Here is a 17814-nt window from a genome sequence, read left to right on the forward strand (position 1 = left end):
GAGATTTATTTAGTCTGTGACGATTGAAAATTCGTTTAAAAGCGCTGTTGCCAATGGTTATATTATGGTACATTATTAATAACTGCAATGATTATTGGATGCCCATCACTAATGAAACCAATGTCGCTTTTAACATGTCTTTTTCTCAATCCTTTTCAATGGGGTTGTAGAAAAGGCGTTTGTGGCCGAAAGGTGAGGAGCCGTCAAGCTTCTTGGGGAGGTTCTGCGAGCCTGCGAGGAAGGTGCCGACGTCCATCTTATAGTCATTCAGCATTTTGTTGAATGTCTTGCGGTCAGTCGGGATGAGGAACGAGCGGATTTTATAGCCGAATTCCTTGTCGCTTTTGCGCACCTGCATGGCCTCGATGATGTGCTCCTTTTTATCATCCTCAACCTTAAGTATTAGTCCCGGCAATCCCGAGAATTTTGCAGGACCGTTGTTGACCGGAATCTCCTCGCAGTACCATGCGGTCCAGTTACGTCCACGGAAAGTTGTGGTCGCGGTCCGAACGGAGTCCGGATGAGGGGATGGATTCGAGGATGGCAAGCGCGGAATCGGGAAGTTCGTTCATTATCGTTTCCGCTTCGGCCAAAGAACAGCGGGCTTCTCCGCTCCCGGTGCAGGAGCAGATAAGCGAAACAACAGGGATATAAGCAGTAGTCTATGTGTCATCAGATTTGCGTGTGTCACGTTCGGTACTGCAAAATTAATGATAAAATTAATGTTTCAAGGGCCGGTGGATGATTATAGGTCCCGCACAAATACTTTGTGCGGGACCTATAATCTGTAGGATGCTCAGATCTAATTTATGTCCGCATCTATCCGACTATCAAAGTTTAAAGTTTATTGATGCGGCCTGTAAATAGAATCGCGCCTGTAGATGTCTCCTCTATTATGAATGCAAATGGGCGGTCGATATGGAATTCGACCTCCTCGAAGTAAATATCTGTGTCACCTCCAACAAATTTAGTCACAGATGTCGCAACCGTACCTTTTTCATCAACTTCAATTGTGGTGAACTGTTCCGACTTTGCCAGATGGGTGTTTCTGTCAGACATGGCCGACAAATCGGCTTTCTCGCCATCATATACTTCGCCGAGACCTATACTTTTAAAATATTCGTCTAGTTCAAGATGAGTTGTTATGTTGAATTTCGGCATTTCGAGCTTGCAATCTCTGATAATCCTGTCTTTTTTCCATGCCGACCAAGCGTATGAATCGAGTGCCTGCAACGCCTCGCCGAGTGGTGTGTCTTTGGACGGGAGAAGGAGTATCATCGCGTATGCCCCGTTGCCGTAATTCATGCGGGCAAGTTCATATTTCTCCGCTTTGAAATAGTACATGTTTTCATTTTTGCACATGGTTGGCACTTTTGAAACAGTCCCGTCTGCATTGTTGAAATCCTTGCTCACAGTATTCTCCGTTTTAAATGGATGTTGCCATTCGCTTTTGAAATATAAGGCGTTGAGAATTATAAATGTAGCTTCGTCAGTGTAAGGGCTGCTGATTACCTTTGGAATCATGCCGTCAGTATTTGAAGAGCACCATTTATTGATTTTCTTCACTGCTTCTTCGGTCGAAAGGTCTATTGTCGCGGCATTGGCTCGGTAGAAGTCCGCCACAGAACGAGAATACGAAGGAAGAACATTGAAACCGTCGTTAAGCCATACGGAGTTGGCAATGTAGAGGCTGGTTTTCTTATCGGCTTTGGGAAGTTCAGAGAGCAAGCGTTTATTCAAAGTATTAAGATCTCCGATGGAATTGCAGCCAAGGACAGTGGTAATCTCGTCAAGGGTTTTTCCCTGTGCACCATTGGCAAGCATACCGAGAGCAAACTGTATGCTCAGAGGCGATACCATAAAATTAGGCTCGTCTGAACAGGCGTCAAAATATCGTAGCATATCAAATGTTGAGTTGATTTGGGTATTGACAATCCCTATATCATGAATGCCAAGTACGATATCTTTACGCACATTATTTTCTCCCTTATCATCACTGCTGCACGCACTGAAAAGAAGGGCAAACATCAATAGTAAAGCATTATGTTTTTTCATAACTTTTAGTGATTTTTATTTAGTAATCGAAAAATATTGAACATTATATTTATAATCTCTTTCGGAATTATATGCAAATACCTCATCATAGAAATATCCATCGTTAATGCCATCAAGCCCCCAATTGAAATAATTGTATAATTCCTCGTTTATACAATCAGACAGTATATTCCACTCAAGTGAATTAATATTTCTTACATATTCAATCACATGAGTTGATCTATATTTATGCCCACTTACAACCCACATGTGACCTACTGATTTTTCCTGATTATTTTCTGTATATTTCCGATCACCACGTACTAATATAATTCCTCCACCAACACCTCTAAAACATAGTTTTTTATAATTTGTTATTGGGCTAACGTTGTAACCCAAAGCTTTTATGGTTGCTCTTGTGTTGGAAGTTGCAGTCGAGGTCCCATTCGGACCTGAGTAATCTGAATTAGATCGGTGACCTAATTCTCTCATTAGCCTTCCTATGGTTGAATGCGGTGCATTTGGGTAACAGCAATAATCGGAACTTCCACTTATATGACGTTTGATATTATCCCAATCTAGGGTTATTTCCGCTTTTCCGCCATTCAAAAAAGATAAAGATAGGCTTTTGGGATATTCAAAATAACTCATAGCCATAGCCGCTGCCGTGTTGCTGCATCCGGCGATATTATTCGGACAGAATGTTCCATATATGCCGGTTTGCCCCCATTTCATTTTTACTCGTGGCAATATTGTATCTCCATGAACTTCTACTTCTCGTCTTACTTCTTGGATAACGAAATCATTAGGATTTTGGCTTGCAGATGTATCAATAGAAGATTTTGCTACATAATCAACGGCCATATCCATAAACATAGCCAAACCGGGATTGTCACACTCTTCTATAGAGGTATATCTTCCTGATTCTGTAACGGCAAGTAATGGGGAGTCTTTAGTTCTCTTTGCGGAAATGACAGCAAAACCAGACTCATCCCTATAATTAATTACATATATAAGGGTGTCTGATTCAGACCGTGAGATTGCTGATGTAATATACCTAATATCATCGAAGTTAACAACATGGGTAATGGAAGAACGAGATGCTTGAGTGTCATCGAGCATAGACCTTGCATCATTCGCAATCTCGATTGCCTCGGAGAGAGTACGAGTTGAAGTCTGTCGCATCTCAGTGATATTATTGTTAAAATCAGATTGAAACGGTTCGTTTATTTCTGATTTACATGATACTAAGATGCCTAAAGAAAGCGGTAGTAGATAATAGGGATTTGATTTCATGATAGTTTAGATTAAATAATAAATCATATCTCGTGGTCTCTGATAGTTCCTCATTAGTTGCATTATCATCTCCCGTATTCATGCTGATGGAGAAAATGAGGAGAAATACTGCAAGTAAATTTTTGAAATAACATATAGTGCATCATCTTGTATAGTGCATCATCTTGTATTTTTTTGAGGTTGGGGGTGGCTCAAAGATGGTCGGTGTGCAGAAGGCTAACACAAACAGAAATATGTAAAGAATGATATTATACATCTAAGGTCGAGAGTTTATTTGCCCTCAAAGATAAGGATTTTTGACGGAAATTTCGTAAATTTGCCTCAAAAGATGAAAATTCCATCCAAAGCGCTGAGAATCATGATAAACAACGACGATATCGCCTCTGAAAACGTAGAGTTCATCGCTGAAAGCGGTGGCAACGGCTTGGACAACGAGAAAACCACCGAGACGCAGATTGCTGCGGACTACAGCGAGGACGATATTAAAACCCTTGATTGGAAGGAACATATCCGCCGCCGTCCGGGCATGTATATCGGTAAGCTCGGCGACGGTTCAAATTATGACGACGGCATCTATGTGCTCATCAAGGAGGTGCTTGATAATGCCATCGACGAATACATGATGGGCTTCGGCAAGCAGGTGACTGTCGACGTGGCCGACGGGACTGTGACAGTGCGCGACTTCGGCCGTGGTGTCCCCTTAGGTAAGCTCGTTGATGTCTCCTCGCGCATGAACACCGGCGGTAAATATGATTCCAAGGCATTCAAAAAGTCGGTGGGTCTGAACGGCGTCGGCATCAAGGCCGTCAACGCCCTCTCGACTGAATTCTACATTGCCAGCGTCCGCGACGGGATGCGCAAGAGCGTCCTCTATCATTGCGGCGACATAGTTGAGGAGAGTGACGTCGAGCCGACCGACGAGCCTAACGGAACCCTCGTGCGTTTCACCCCCGACAATACAATCTTCCGCGACTACAGCTACCGGGACGATTTCATCGTGCCGCTCATCAAGAACTATACCTTCCTCAACACCGGGCTTGCCATGATATTCAACGGCAAGCGCTACATCTCGCGCAACGGTCTGCTCGATTTGCTGAAGGATGCGATGACGACCGAACCTCTCTACATGCCCATCCATCTCAAAGGTGAGGACATAGAGATAGCCATCACCCACGCCAACCAGCGCGGCGAGGAGTACTATTCATTTGTCAATGGTCAGCACACCACTCAGGGTGGCACTCACCTGACGGCCTTCAAAGAAGCTGTGTCGAGGACAATCAAGGAATATTTCAAGAAGGATTTCGACTACTCCGACATCCGCAACGGCATGATTGCAGCCGTGTCCATCAAGGTCGAGGAGCCGGTGTTTGAATCGCAGACCAAGACCAAGCTCGGAAGCCGCGACATGGGGCCGGATGGGCCGACGGTGGCCAAGTTTGTCGGTGACTTCATTAAGACCGAACTCGACAACTATCTCCACCGCAACACCGACATCGCCGACATCATCCTCAAAAAGGTGCAGGAGAGCGAACGCGACCGCAAGGCAATGGCCGGAATCACAAAACTGGCCCGCGAGAAGCAGAAGAAAGCCAATCTTCACAACAAGAAACTGCTTGACTGCCGTGTGCATCTCAACGACATCCGTGGCGATGAGGAGAAGAAACTCGCCTCGTCGATTTTCATCACCGAGGGTGACTCCGCTGCAGGCTCAATCACCAAAATCCGCGATGTGTGGACCCAGGCCGTGTTCTCACTGCGAGGCAAGCCCAAGAACTCCTACGGCGTGCCCGCCAAGATTCTCTATGAGAACGAGGAATTCAATCTCCTTCAGGCTGCGCTCAACATCGAGGAGGGTATCGACGGGTTGCGTTACAACAAGGTCATCATCGCGACCGATGCCGATGTCGACGGTATGCACATACGCCTGCTTCTCCTGACCTTCTTCCTCCAGTTCTTCCCCGACATGATTAAGAAGGGTCACCTCTACGTCCTCCAGACACCCCTCTTCCGTGTGCGCAACCACAAGACCACGAAACGCGGTGCGCGTGGCGGAGGCGGACAGGCCGATGATACATACTACTGCTATACGGATGAGGAACGCATCGCCGCCATCGAGAAACTCGGCGACAATGCGGAAATCACCCGATTCAAAGGTCTCGGCGAGATTTCTCCCGAAGAGTTCCGCGGCTTCATCGGCCCCGACATGAGGCTCGACCGCGTTACGCTCCGCAAGGAGGATGCCGTGGCCGAACTGCTCGAATTCTATATGGGCAAGAACACCATGGAGCGCCAGAATTTCATCATCGAGAACCTTGTGGTGGAGGATGACTCCGAAATAAGCTGAAAAACGGATATATGAACACTATACTTTTCCCCGGATCCTTCAATCCGTTCACTGTCGGCCATCAGTCGCTCGTCGAGCGGGTGTTGCCGCTTTTTGACCGTGTGGTCATAGCAATGGGTGTGAACTCCGGAAAACGCTACGACTTTTCAGTGGCGGAAAACCTCGCTGCCATCACCCGCCTCTATGCGGATGAACCGAAAGTCAAGGTAATCAGTTATGAAGGATTGACAGTGGATGCCTGCCGTCGCGAAGGTGCGCGATGGATGCTCCGCGGAGTGCGCTCGACGGTCGATTTCGAATATGAGCGCAATCTCGCCGACATCAACCGCCGGATTTCAGGCATAGAAACCCTGCTGCTTTTCACTCTTCCTGAATATGCCGCCGTCTCCTCGTCGGTGGTGCGCGAGTTGAAGGCCTACGGCCACGATGTCAGTGAATTCTTGCCGAAGGAATAGCTCCCGTCAATCATCAGCAGAAACCGAAGTTGGCTTATAAAGGAAACATAAGGATAACACATACACGAACAAGAACGATTTATACGAAAAACATGAAGAAAACAATTCTCGCCATAGTGCTTGCGGGACTTGCCCTGACCTCATTCGGCCAGATGCAGATTCAGTTCACCCCCGAGCGCAAATTGCGTTATGCCGAACAGATAATCGAGAATTATTATGTCGACACGGTCGACACCACCAAGGTCGTCACCGAGGCGATCGTGGCCATGCTCAAGACTCTCGACCCGCATTCCACCTACTCCTCCCCCGAGGAGACACGCGAACTGACCGAACCTCTCGAAGGAAACTTCTCAGGCATCGGTATACGCTTCCAGATGGTCAACGACACGCTTTATGTGATTGAGTCGGTGGCCGGAGGTCCGTCGGAGAAGATGGGCATAATTCCCGGAGACCGAATCATCGAGTGTAACGACACCGTCATCGCCGGAGTGAAAATGAAGAATTCCGACATAATGAAGGTGTTGCGCGGTCCGAAAGGCACGATTGCCAACCTTAAGGTGCTCCGCAAGGGGAGCGCAGAGCCTCTTGAATTCCGCGTTGTGCGCGACGACATACCCATCTACAGTGTCGATGTGGCCTACATGGTCAATGACTCCGTCGGCTATATATCCCTGACACGGTTTGCCGAGACAACTACTGAAGAAGTCAAGGAGGCGATGAAGAACCTCCGCAAGCAAGGTATGCGCCATCTGATTTTTGATCTTACCGACAACGGTGGCGGATACATGCGTCCCGCGACAGAACTCTCTGAAATGTTTCTTGACAAGGGGGATATGATTGTCTATACCGAGTCGCCGAAAAACGGAATGTCGGAATTCGTGGCCGAACGCCGCGGCGACTTCCGTGACGGCCGCGTTGTTGTCATGGCCAACCAGTTCTCCGCCTCAGCCTCCGAAATCCTTTCGGGAGCCTTGCAGGACAATGACCGTGGTGTCATTGTCGGCCGACGCACCTTCGGCAAGGGCCTTGTGCAGCGCCCCTTCCCCTTCCCTGACGGCTCGATGATGCGCCTGACTGTATCGCGCTACCACACTCCGTCGGGTCGCTGCATACAGAAACCATACGTCGACGGTGATGACGAGGCTTATCAGCGCGACATGATTGACCGCTACAATTCAGGTGAGTTCATGAATGCCGACAGCATCCATCATTTCCCCGATTCGCTGAAATTCTATACCAAGCGTCTCCACCGACCGGTTTATGGAGGAGGTGGCATCATGCCCGACAAGTTCGTGCCGATTGACACGACGATGTATTCCGCATACTACCGCGACCTCATTGCAAAGGGTGTCATCAATACCTTCTGCGTCAACTACGTCGATGCCCACCGTGGCGAAATCAAGCAGCGCTATGCCACCGACAATGACTATGTAAGGGATTTCACCATCACTCCCGAACTGATGCAGGGAGTCATTGACCTCGGCAAGAAGGAGGGAGTGGAGTATAACGAAGAGGAGTATAATCGTTCGCGTCCCATCCTTGAAGCCATTGTCAAGGGGCTTATCGGCCGCGACATCTATGAGCAGGCCACCTATTCGAAAGTTGTCTCCCCCTTCGACCCGATTTTCTCCGAAGCCATTGCCATCATCAACGACCCTCAGAAGTATAATTCCTACCTTACAGGTAAGTAAGGAGCTATTTTATAAATCTTTATGACTGAGGCCTGAAACCGATAGCCTTGCCGGATTGTTAGATTGTCAGGAGCGCGTTGACGCTCTGATGTTTCACTAATAATTAACCGTCATGGCTTACAAGATTGAACAAATCGAGGGTATAGGTGAGGCTTACGCCCGCAAACTCGAGGCAGCCGGCATAAAGACGACTGAGGATCTTCTCGAAAAGTGTGCGACACGTAAAGGTCGCGAAACCGTTGCTGAGGAAACAGGTATCAGCGAGAAACTTATATTGAAATGGACAAACCATGCGGATCTGTTCCGTATCAAAGGTGTCGCCGGGCAGTTCGCCGAGCTTCTGGAGGCAGCCGGCGTGGATACAGTTAAAGAGTTCCGCCACAGAGTCGCTGCCAACCTGCAGCCGAAGCTCGTGGAGGTCAACGAGGCCAAGAATCTTTGCAACCGCGTGCCGTCAGTGGCAGAGGTTGAAAAGATGATTGCCCAGGCCAAGGAACTTGAACCAATCGTGACATATTGACCTGTTTATAGAAAATCTATGCATGGTATAGAAATTATAAATGCGGGATGCTCAATTGAGCATCCCGCATTTATAATTTCGACGGTCACTTGCAGTCGTAGATAGAGTTGTTAGAGCAGTGAATTAGACTGAGATAGATTAGTAGAGTCAGATTAAATAGATTAGAGCCAACAGATAATAGTGGCGTAGAGAATCCAGATAAGTATTATCTATACTCTATACTTTAATCTCTATACTAAAACCAAACAGCACTACTTGCCCATGAGATCCTTTACCTTGTCTGCACCTGCCTGTGCGGCATCGGCTGCTTTTGCTTTGGCTGCATCGACCGCATTCTTGCCTGCTTCTTTAGCTTCGTTCACCTTTTCAGCGGCAGCATCTTTGGCCTGATCAACTTTGGCAGCGGCTGCGTCCTTGACGGAATTTACTGCAGATTTTGTGGAGTCTACTGCATTCTTTGCAGCGTCTTTTGCAGCTTCAAGTGCTGAATCGGCCTTAGCTTCAAGACTGAGACCTGTGAATGCTGCTGCTGCGGTTGCATCCTTGGCCTGAACGGCGGGAGTCACTTCATTGAGGAATGCTTCGGCTGCGCCGTCCTTACCCTCTTTCACGAGTTGGTCGGCATATTCCTTTGCCTGCTGTACATAAACTTTGAGGCTGTCGGGGTTTGTGCAGTTTTCGATTTTAGCTTTGAGAGCCTCGCCTTTGTCCTCGGCTTTCTTCTCGGCGCTGCATGAAGCCATGCAAACCGCGCCTACAATTGCAATAGAAAGAAATAGCTTTTTCATAATAAAAATATATAATCTATTATAAAAAGCGTGGAGCGGATAAAAAGTTCATCCGCTCCACGCTTTTTGCTCCGGCTATTCCCATCAATGCGGAGCTACGGCTATGCGTTTGGTCTGCGATGATGTACGGCCTTCTGACGAGACTGTGGCACGGTAGATGTATATGCCACGGGTGACACGTGAGCCGGAAGTGTTCGTGAGATTCCATGTGACGGGACGTGAGGCATACATGTCGGCACGTCCGCGTGACTCGGAGGTCCAGACATGGGCACCGTTGAAATCGAATACCTCAATCTTGAGGTTGAGCATCGCATCGGGACGGTCATGGGTCACATAGAAGTTGGCTTCGGTAGTGGCCGGGTTTGCATCGGAATATACGTCGAAAATCTTGGGTGCAAGGCCGGGCGAGACGAAGAAGTCGATGGAGGCAGAGGTTGAGTTGCCTCCGGTGTCCCAGACGGTCAGTGTGGCCGTATGGTTGCCGGCTGTGAGGTCGGAAAGCTGGTACAGTATAGTTCCTGCGGGCGAACCGTCGGCATCCGGTGTGAAGAAGGTGGCCACATCCGTGTAGTTCTCATCCTTGTCAATGCGTACACTCATCTGGCGTCCGATACCTGCGGCTGACATGTTGAGGGCCACATCATCACTGACGCGCGCTATGAGCATCGGGTTCTCATCCACTTTATCGGCGGATTTGAAGTCCGAATGGTTGAGGTAGAGGGTCTCGATGACCGGAGGAACATCGTCGGCTGAGGCGGTTTCGTCATAGCCATAGACATACAGGTCACGGCATACGCCGGAGGCTTCTGCGCCATTTTCGTCATCAGCGGCAAACATCGACAGGGTTGCGGGACGGAAATTGTCGGCAATATCCTCGGGCATGTTGATGGTGATTTCAAACTCTCCGTTGGTGACCTGGGTGCGTCCGGCATACAGACGGTCGCCCTGCTCGTCAAAAGTGACGGATTTACCGACGTCATTGGAACCTCCTGCATTGCTCGGTCGTCCGAATGTCGTGAAACTCTTCTCGGCATCGTAGAGGGTCAGGGAAAGCCAGCCATTGAAGCTGTCAATACGTTGACCGTCGGGGTCGCAGATCTGACCGCGCACCACAGAGCGTGAACGTGCCGCAAGTGTCGGCTGGGTGTTGCCATTCACCTCCTCGCCGTTAATGGTGAGGATGCGGACGGAATTGGCCGGGGTGGCCAGACGTAGGGCCGGATCGGCGAAGAGGAGGAAGCGACGGATGTTGTCGTCACCGAATTTTTCGGCAGAGAGGCGGTTCTTGGCTCTGCGGAACACCTCGCCTATCGGCTGGATGTTGCCATCATTGGCACGGGTAGCAAGTTCGCGGGCGACCGCTCCTGACAGCACACCGTTGCGTACGATAAGCACCGGACGCACGGCACAGAAGCCGCCGATTGCACCTCCGGCATCCGTGAGCATCAGCGATTCCATACCGGATGTCGCGTTGCCGTCAACCTGTCCGAACGAGCATGTGGCACCATAGAAGAAGAAGGGATGGCGGAGATAGAGGTTGTTGAGATAGCTTGCTGTGAATATACCGTCGTTCGAAAGATTGGTCAAGGCTCCGTGTCCGATATAGCTCCAGAACACGATTCCGTCCTTGAAAAGATTGTCGACTTTGGCTTTGGCTTCCTCCGAGGTGCCGTTGCGTAAGGGGTAAGCGTCGATGTAGACCTTATGGAAGGTATAGTCGCTTCCGTAGGTGGTCTGTTTCATCAACCGTTCGATGGAATCGGACTGTTGAAGATGATCAGCATTGTTGCCTTCATCGCTGAAGAGGAGGATGCGGTTGCGCCATTCACCTTCCATTGGGGTGTTGACGTAGGAGACGAAGCGGTCCACATAATTTTTCATGAGGTCGAGGCTTCGGGCAGGTATTCGTCCGACAGCTATACTCAGGCCATCATAGGCCATTCTCAGACCGGAATTGTCCTCAAGGAAACCGAGCATGTCGTCTGTGCAATATGATTTGCTCTCGCTCAGGCTGAGGTCTGTCTGCCAGATAGGGAGGGTGACGGCCGAACTTCCTCTCATGCCGGAGGTCAGGCGGCGATGGTCGTGATGGACACCGCCCGCGAGAAGCACATATTGAAGTTTGCGATCCGACTCGCCGGCATTGCCTCGGTCATAGAACATCTTCAGCATACGGCGGAGGGCGTTGATGTCGGGTGAGCCGGAACCGAATTCATTGTAAGCCTGTTCGTCGGTCACGACGAGTACTTTCAGATTGCGCGGCTCTGCGGAATGGACAGCCGCGATTCTGCGGCATTGTTCCAGGTATGAGGCCGGGCTGACGATGACCAGGTCGGGTACCTCCTCGGCATGTATGTTCTGGTTCGACACAGTGCCGACCAGTCGTGGAGATGGGAGCGAGCTTGTGCTTGTCCATGCAGCGTATGTGCGGAAGCCGCTGTAGTCGTTTGTCCATCCGCTGTCAGTGAGAGGCATGGCTATGGGGGAGGCAGGATTTGTCACGTCCCACACTCGCGTGTCGGACTTGGCTCCATCCAGTTTGAGTGAGCGGTCTGATGAGGTGAAGACGAGGTTTCCTGTGGCGGGAAGTGAGAGCGAGCGGGTATAGGTGACGGTGAGGCGTTCGAGGTTTGCAAGGGTCACGGGAGCTGAGATTGTCACTCCGACGCCGAGGGCAAGCGATGTCCCTTTAGGTGTGAAGCGCTTGCGTATGCGGCATGTGTCGCCCCAGAGTGAACTTTTACGGACGAAGTCGGTGCGTCCTGCAGGAAGCGTCTGGCCGTTGGCGCTGATGGAGAGCCCGACAGTCGCACTTGTGCATTTTGCGAAAAATTCGCACTGCATCCACACCTCAGTATCTTCCACACGTCCCGGAAGCTGGAAGTTGAAAATCCTTGTCGGTGTGTAGCGGAAATCCTCGCCGACAAGCTGATGACCGCTTTCCGCAGGGGTGATGAGGTCCTGTTCGTGCCACAGACGTTCGATGAAGGTCGTGGCCGGAGTGACCGACGGTGCGCTTCCTTCGGTCGGGATAGTGTTGTCGATTTCCGTTTGGGAGTCCGTCAGGTAATAGTAGCCCTTTGTGGTGTAGGGATTGAGGGAGTGGTTGAAGATGTCGTTGCGTTCGCGTGTCCACACTCCCGGGCCTTGGGCGTAGAATACAAGTCCAGATGCTGTGAGTTCGCTTTTCACGAGCGGAAGGTCATCGACGTATGACGATTGGCTCAACTGGTCGGGAATGCGTGCGCCTCCATAGCCGAAGACCCTGACCTTGGACGGATCGGAGAAGCCCCATGAGCGGAGGGAGGAAGTGGAGATGAAGTGTGGGCCGCTCTCTTCAACGCTTATCTTTACCCATCGGCCTGTCGAGAGGACCGACGATGGTGCGTAGGAGTCGAGTGTGAAAGCATTCATCGCGGAGGGAGCGACGGTTGCGGAGAGAATGAGGAGGAATATGTTGCGGACGAAGCTTTTCATGAAGTTCGGACGGTGTGTGGAGTTTACTTTGTGCAGTGTGTATGGTGATTGGTCGGGAGAGAGTGTGTGATGAGGGTTGGTCTATCTGATTAATAACGTGTTGACCGTGGCTATTATTGCATTATCGCAGTCGTCTGTTTGCGCCCTGTAGGGTCATCGAGAAAAGCGGCCCATTCGTCGGCGGTACCGGCAAAAGCATTGATGTCGACCGGATGGTTTATGCCGTTGACACGGCCATTGTGTGTCCCTTGCCATAATACCCAGTCGATTTCCTCCGGCTCGTCGACCAGTGAGCATATCCAGAGCGGATAGCCTTCGAGACGGCCCCGGACGAAGCGGGCAAAACCGTTCTTGTTAGTGTAGAGCATCACTTTGTGGCCGTGGTTTTCGAGATGGTCAATCATCTCCGACAGGCGGTTGAGCACCATCTGTGTCGGCTGGCTGTTGGGGTTGGCCCACTCCTCGATGTCGATGATGAGCGGGAGGTCGAGATCGCGCGACGCAAGTGAGTTGAGGAAGTTGAGACCCTGCATGTAGCCCGGGGTGTCGAAGCGGAAGAAGTGGTAGGCACCGACTTTCAGCCCTGCCTCGCGGGCTTTGCGGATGTTGTCGATGAATTTCCGGTCCTTGAATGTTCCCCCTTCCGTGGCCTTGATGATGACAAAGGAAATGCCGTCAGCCGCCACTTTGTGGAAGTCGATGTCACCGTTGTGGGCACTGATGTCGATGCCGATGATTTCAAAACGGCTTCGGTCGGGGTAGATTTTTTTCGGGCCGTTGCCTCCATGACCGCAACCTGAAAGGAGAGCGGTCAAAATCATGGTACAGACTATGTGGAGGAAGGGCTTCATGTCACAAAATTAGCAATTATTTCGTGAAAACGTGCGGAAAAGCGTAAATTTGCGATAGAAATATAAACATACTTGAAATATTGACCATGAACAGACTTTTTACAGTAATTCTCGCTTCGGTTCTGACGCTTGGTGCTATCGCACAGACTTCAACAACGGAGCAGCCGGAGTTTGTCGGCACAGTTCTCAACATGAAGGCTCCCTCGTTTGCCGACCGCACTCTGAGCATTGCAAAGACAGGTGCGAAGCAGGGCAAACTTTCGACAGCGGCCATTCAGAAAGCAATCGACAAGGTGTCGGCCCAGGGTGGCGGAACAGTGCTTGTACCCGCCGGACAGTGGCTTTCCGGGCGTTTGATGCTCAAAAGCAATGTCAACCTCCACATTGATGAGGGGGCTACCCTCGAATTTACCGGTGAGGTGAAGGATTACCTTCCTCTTGTCGATTCCCGTTATGAGGGTGCCGACGTGAAATCTCTCGGAGCTATGATATATGCCAACGGAGCCGAGAATATTGCTGTCACCGGCAAGGGCCACCTCAAGGCTCCTTCGCGCGAATGTGAGATTACCGGCAAGATGGACACCGGACTTTCCGTCACGGCTGAGAAGAAAATCGAATCCGGTGCCGCCCGTGAGGCCACTCTCGACAAGATTTATATGCCTACGTTCATCGGCCCGGTCAACTGCCGCGGCATACTGATTGAGGATGTGACACTCGACGGTTCAATTTTCTGGAACATCGCCCCTGTCTACTGCGAGAATATCATCATCCGTGGTGTGACTGTCAATAGCCACGGTCATCCGCGCACAGACGGTATCGACATTGATTCGAGTGTCAACGCTCTCATCGAGAACACTACGCTTGATTGTGGTGACGACTGCTTCACTCTCAAAGCCGGTCGCGGTGAAGAGGCGGTTGAGCTTGGCCGTCCGACTCAGAATGTGGTCATCCGCAACTGCCGTGTGAAGCGTGGTGTTGGCGGTATAACAATCGGTACGGAGACTGCCGGTTTCATCCGCAATGTATATGCCGAGAATGTCGTGATGGAGAATCCGCGTATGCCGCTCTATTTCAAGACCCGCCGTCCGAGAGGCGGAGGTGCCGAGAATATCTGGATAAGGAATATCAAGGTCGAGTCGGCCTCCGGACCTGCAATCCAGATGGACATGCTTGGCAGTCCGTCGTGGATGGGAGCTTTGGCCGAACGTCTGCCCGCACAGCCTGTCGGAAAGGTGACTCCACGTTTCAGTGATATTCATGTCGACAATATCGAGGTTGGTGAGTGCCGGATTTTCATTCAGGCCAAGGGTCTGCCGGAGATGCCGGTCGAGAACATGACAGTCACCAATGTGAAGTCAAAGAACAAGAATATAAAACTTCAGGATGTCGGCACCATCGAAATCACCTTCGCCGACTGAAGGCAAATGGCGTATACGGGAAGGGTACATAAGGACATAAGGTCAGAAGTAACATAATTAATATAGTCAGAAGTAACATAATTAATATAGATGTAAAGATTTTCTGTAAATATTTAGATAATAAATAATTATGTCTCTTCTGGCCTTATGTCCTTATGTACCCTTCCCCGTCTGATTTTCACCATTTTCATATTGAAAAATCAATTACCATGAATACAATATTCAAAACCTTATTATTTTTGGCCTTAGGGCTTGGTTGTGGAGTGTCGGTTTCTGCGGCCGTGCATGATATAACCGTCTACGGTGCGGTTAGCGATACGACCCGCCTCAGCACCGAGGCTGTCCAGCGTGCAATAGATGAATGTTCGGCTTCCGGCGGCGGGACGGTCCTCGTGCCGTCGGGCAATTACAAAATCGGTAGCATTTTCCTCAAAAGCAATGTCACGCTCAATCTTGAGAACGGAGCCACGCTTTATGGGAGTACTGACATCAAGGATTATACTCCTGTGAAGACCGACTATGTGTCGCTGCGCACCCACACACCGACAATCCAGCTCATCTATGCCGACAAGGCTGAGAATGTCGCCATCACCGGCGAGGGTACCATTGACGGTCGTGGCAAGGCCTTTCCGAAACTCTCATGGAACGACGAGGGCATCACTCGTCCGCACCTACTGCGGCTTATCCAGTGCAAGGATGTGAAGGTGACGGGTGTCACGTTGAAGAATTCCGGATGCTGGATGCAGCATTATCTTGCCTGTGACAAGGTGAAGATTGACGGAATCACAGTCATCAACCGCAATAATTACAACAATGATGCCCTTGACCTCGACGGTTGCCACGACGTGACAGTCTCCAACATGATTGCCGATTCAGACGATGACGCAATCACTCTCAAAAGCACTTCGCCAAGGCTTTGTGAGGACATTGTCATCAGCAACTGCGTAGTGTCGAGTCATTGCAATGCCATCAAGCTCGGAACCGAGACCAACGGCGGTTTCCGCAACATCATCATCCGTGGTATTGCCGTCAAGCCCTCAGCCGACCAGTCGAGCCAGTATTTCGGTTATCCCGGAGGCATAGGCCACGGTGCGATAGTGCTTGAAATTGTTGACGGCGGCACCATGAGTAATGTCGATATAGGCGACATCACTATCCGTGGCACTGAGTCGCCGATATTCATCCGTCTGGCCGACCGTGCGCGTCCATATTCACCTGATGTGCCGGTCGAGGGTGTCGGGACCATGCAGCGCATCTGCCTGCACGATATCATGATTGATGAGGCAGGGCCGACCGGCTCGTCAATCACCGGTCTGGAAGGTCATCCGGTGTGTGATGTCGAGTTGCGCAACATCCGCATCCGTCAGCAAGGCGGACAGAAGGCCGTTGCTGCTCCTGAGGATGAAAAGCGTGCGGAATATCCTGAATCGACAATGTGGGGTATTCTCCCGGCCAAAGGTTTCTGGCTCAACCATACCCGCAACATCACCTTTGACAATGTGACAGTCGAGACCATCAACCCCGACGAACGCGAAATCTACGTCGCAACAGATTCGGAAGGAATGGTGGTGAAGTAGGGTACATAAAGTCAAAAGGGAAGGGCCAATAAGCCTAATAAGCCTAATAAGTCCAATAAGTCAAATAGGCATATAAAACCTCGAAGAGGATTGACAGCATAATCAACTGTCAATCCTCTTCGAGGTTTTATCGATTAGAGATAATCAGGCTTATTTGACTTATTGGACTTATTAGGCTTATTGGCCCTATTAGCCCTTCCTTAATGGCTTTAAAGTTTATAGACTTCCGAGCCTGCGAGGAGGACGCAACCGGTTCCGTAGTCGTCGAAGTCGGGCTTGGAGTCATATTTGACGGGCTGTCCGTCCTTGGGTTCTTTGCCTGTGCCCTGCACATAGCCGATGTAGCCGTTGGGGTGGATGGCTTCGTTCATGATGGCGTTCCAGCCCTTGGTGAGCGATGGAAGATATTTGTCGCGGTCAAGGATACCGTTGTTGATGCCCCATGCCATACCGTAGACAAAGAGAGCGGTGCCGGTGGTTTCCTTACCGCCGAAGTTGCTGTCGTCGTGGAGGCTGACATTCCAGAAACCGTCCTCGCGCTGACACTTCACGGCTGCATCGAGCATGGCTTTGAGGTCTTTGATGTAGACGTCGCGGTGGGGTGCGTCCTCTGGGAGTTCCTGAAGCACTTTGGCAAGGGCTGCGACAACCCAGCCGTTTCCGCGTGACCAGTAGCAGTTCTTACCGTTGGGTTCCTTGTAGGGGGGAACGAAGTCCTTGTCGCGCCACCAAAGGCCCTCTTTTTCGTTGAAGAGACCACCTGCGAGGGTGTTACGTGACCATTCATACATTTGCCATGCCTTTTCGTTGTAGCGCTGGTCGCCGGTGAGGGCGCTCATCTTTGCAAGCAGAGGCATACCCATCTGGATTGCATCGATCCATGTCCAGTCGTCAACCTGAGGTGTGTTGACGAGCATGTTCATGCAAGCCTTGGTTTTGGTGAGCATCTGAGGCTCCGGAGTGAGACGGTAGAGGTCGACGTAGGTCTGTCCGCAGCAATAGTTGTCGGCGTTGCGGGTGGTGGTGTCGTCGCGGCGCATACCCCATTTGAAGCCGTCGCCCCATTTGTAGGCATAGTCATAGTAACGGTTGTCGGGGTAGATTGAATGGAGAGCCATCAGGCCTTCGAAATAGACGGCACGGGTCCAGATGTTGGCTTCGTAGACCTTCTTGCGCGAATAGTAGGGGATGCCGAGCAGAGGGTCGGGATGGTTTTTGAGATAGAGGTCGTTGACCTTGATGAGGGTTTTGAGGGTTTCCTCACGCGGAGGGAGCTTGTCGGCGGCAGTGGCCGGAAGCATGAAAAGCACTGCGAGAGCTGTGAGCAATAATTTTTTCATGGGGTATTGAGTTGTGAGTTTTA

At 50.5% G+C, this 17814-nt stretch carries 13 protein-coding genes; 6 read left to right on the plus strand and 7 right to left on the minus strand.

The window, feature by feature from the left end; genetic code table 11:
- Positions 1-145 precede the first annotated feature (145 nt).
- The 3 genes from QZ310_RS01555 to QZ310_RS01565 all read right to left on the minus strand — a co-directional run bounded on the left by QZ310_RS01555 (position 146) and on the right by QZ310_RS01565 (position 3330).
- Complete coding sequence (locus QZ310_RS01555) at positions 146-451, minus strand: GLPGLI family protein (RefSeq protein ID WP_297069831.1); 306 nt, start codon at positions 449-451, stop codon at positions 146-148.
- Positions 452-837: 386 nt separating this feature from the next.
- A complete protein-coding gene (locus QZ310_RS01560) occupies positions 838-2055 on the minus strand; it encodes a serpin family protein (protein ID WP_297069654.1) in 1218 nt (405 codons plus the stop codon).
- A 15-nt stretch (positions 2056-2070) separates the two neighbouring features.
- Positions 2071-3330, minus strand: a complete 1260-nt coding sequence (locus QZ310_RS01565) for a C10 family peptidase (RefSeq protein WP_297069656.1) — start codon at positions 3328-3330, stop codon at positions 2071-2073.
- Between the two features lie 358 nt (positions 3331-3688).
- On the opposite strand from QZ310_RS01565, the gene QZ310_RS01570 reads away from it, so the two are divergent.
- From QZ310_RS01570 to QZ310_RS01585, 4 genes are all read left to right on the plus strand, one after another.
- The gene (locus tag QZ310_RS01570) at positions 3689-5674 is read left to right on the plus strand and encodes a toprim domain-containing protein (protein WP_297069658.1); all 1986 of its coding nucleotides are present in this window, start codon (positions 3689-3691) and stop codon (positions 5672-5674) included.
- Positions 5675-5685: 11 nt separating this feature from the next.
- Positions 5686-6129, plus strand: a complete 444-nt coding sequence (coaD, locus tag QZ310_RS01575) for a pantetheine-phosphate adenylyltransferase (RefSeq protein ID WP_297069661.1) — start codon at positions 5686-5688, stop codon at positions 6127-6129.
- Between the two features lie 92 nt (positions 6130-6221).
- Complete coding sequence (locus tag QZ310_RS01580; protein WP_297069662.1) at positions 6222-7820, plus strand: S41 family peptidase; 1599 nt, start codon at positions 6222-6224, stop codon at positions 7818-7820.
- Between the two features lie 112 nt (positions 7821-7932).
- Positions 7933-8340, plus strand: coding sequence for a DUF4332 domain-containing protein (locus QZ310_RS01585; protein ID WP_297069664.1), 408 nt, complete (start codon positions 7933-7935; stop codon positions 8338-8340).
- Positions 8341-8591: 251 nt separating this feature from the next.
- Here the strand turns inward: QZ310_RS01585 and QZ310_RS01590 are convergent, their stop codons facing one another.
- The 3 genes from QZ310_RS01590 to QZ310_RS01600 form a co-directional block, all read right to left on the minus strand.
- Positions 8592-9128: a hypothetical protein gene (locus tag QZ310_RS01590; protein ID WP_297069666.1), complete on the minus strand. Its 537-nt coding sequence runs from the start codon at positions 9126-9128 to the stop codon at positions 8592-8594.
- 84 nt (positions 9129-9212) lie between these two features.
- A complete protein-coding gene (gene porU / locus QZ310_RS01595; protein ID WP_297069668.1) occupies positions 9213-12605 on the minus strand; it encodes a type IX secretion system sortase PorU in 3393 nt (1130 codons plus the stop codon).
- Positions 12606-12718: 113 nt separating this feature from the next.
- On the minus strand, positions 12719-13456 hold the full coding sequence (locus QZ310_RS01600; RefSeq protein WP_297069671.1) for a GH25 family lysozyme: 738 nt from the start codon (positions 13454-13456) through the stop codon (positions 12719-12721).
- Between the two features lie 86 nt (positions 13457-13542).
- On the opposite strand from QZ310_RS01600, the gene QZ310_RS01605 reads away from it, so the two are divergent.
- Both QZ310_RS01605 and QZ310_RS01610 read left to right on the plus strand, forming a co-directional pair.
- A complete protein-coding gene (locus QZ310_RS01605) occupies positions 13543-14874 on the plus strand; it encodes a glycoside hydrolase family 28 protein (protein ID WP_297069673.1) in 1332 nt (443 codons plus the stop codon).
- 209 nt (positions 14875-15083) lie between these two features.
- A complete protein-coding gene (locus QZ310_RS01610) occupies positions 15084-16451 on the plus strand; it encodes a glycosyl hydrolase family 28 protein (RefSeq protein WP_297069675.1) in 1368 nt (455 codons plus the stop codon).
- Positions 16452-16660: 209 nt separating this feature from the next.
- On the opposite strand, the gene QZ310_RS01615 is transcribed toward QZ310_RS01610, so the two are convergent.
- Entirely contained in the window at positions 16661-17752 is a 1092-nt protein-coding gene (locus QZ310_RS01615) for a glycoside hydrolase family 88 protein (protein ID WP_297069834.1), read from the minus strand.
- Between the last annotated feature and the right edge of the window lie 62 nt (positions 17753-17814).

The organism is uncultured Duncaniella sp. (genome assembly GCF_910577345.1).
GTDB lineage: Bacteria > Bacteroidota > Bacteroidia > Bacteroidales > Muribaculaceae > Duncaniella.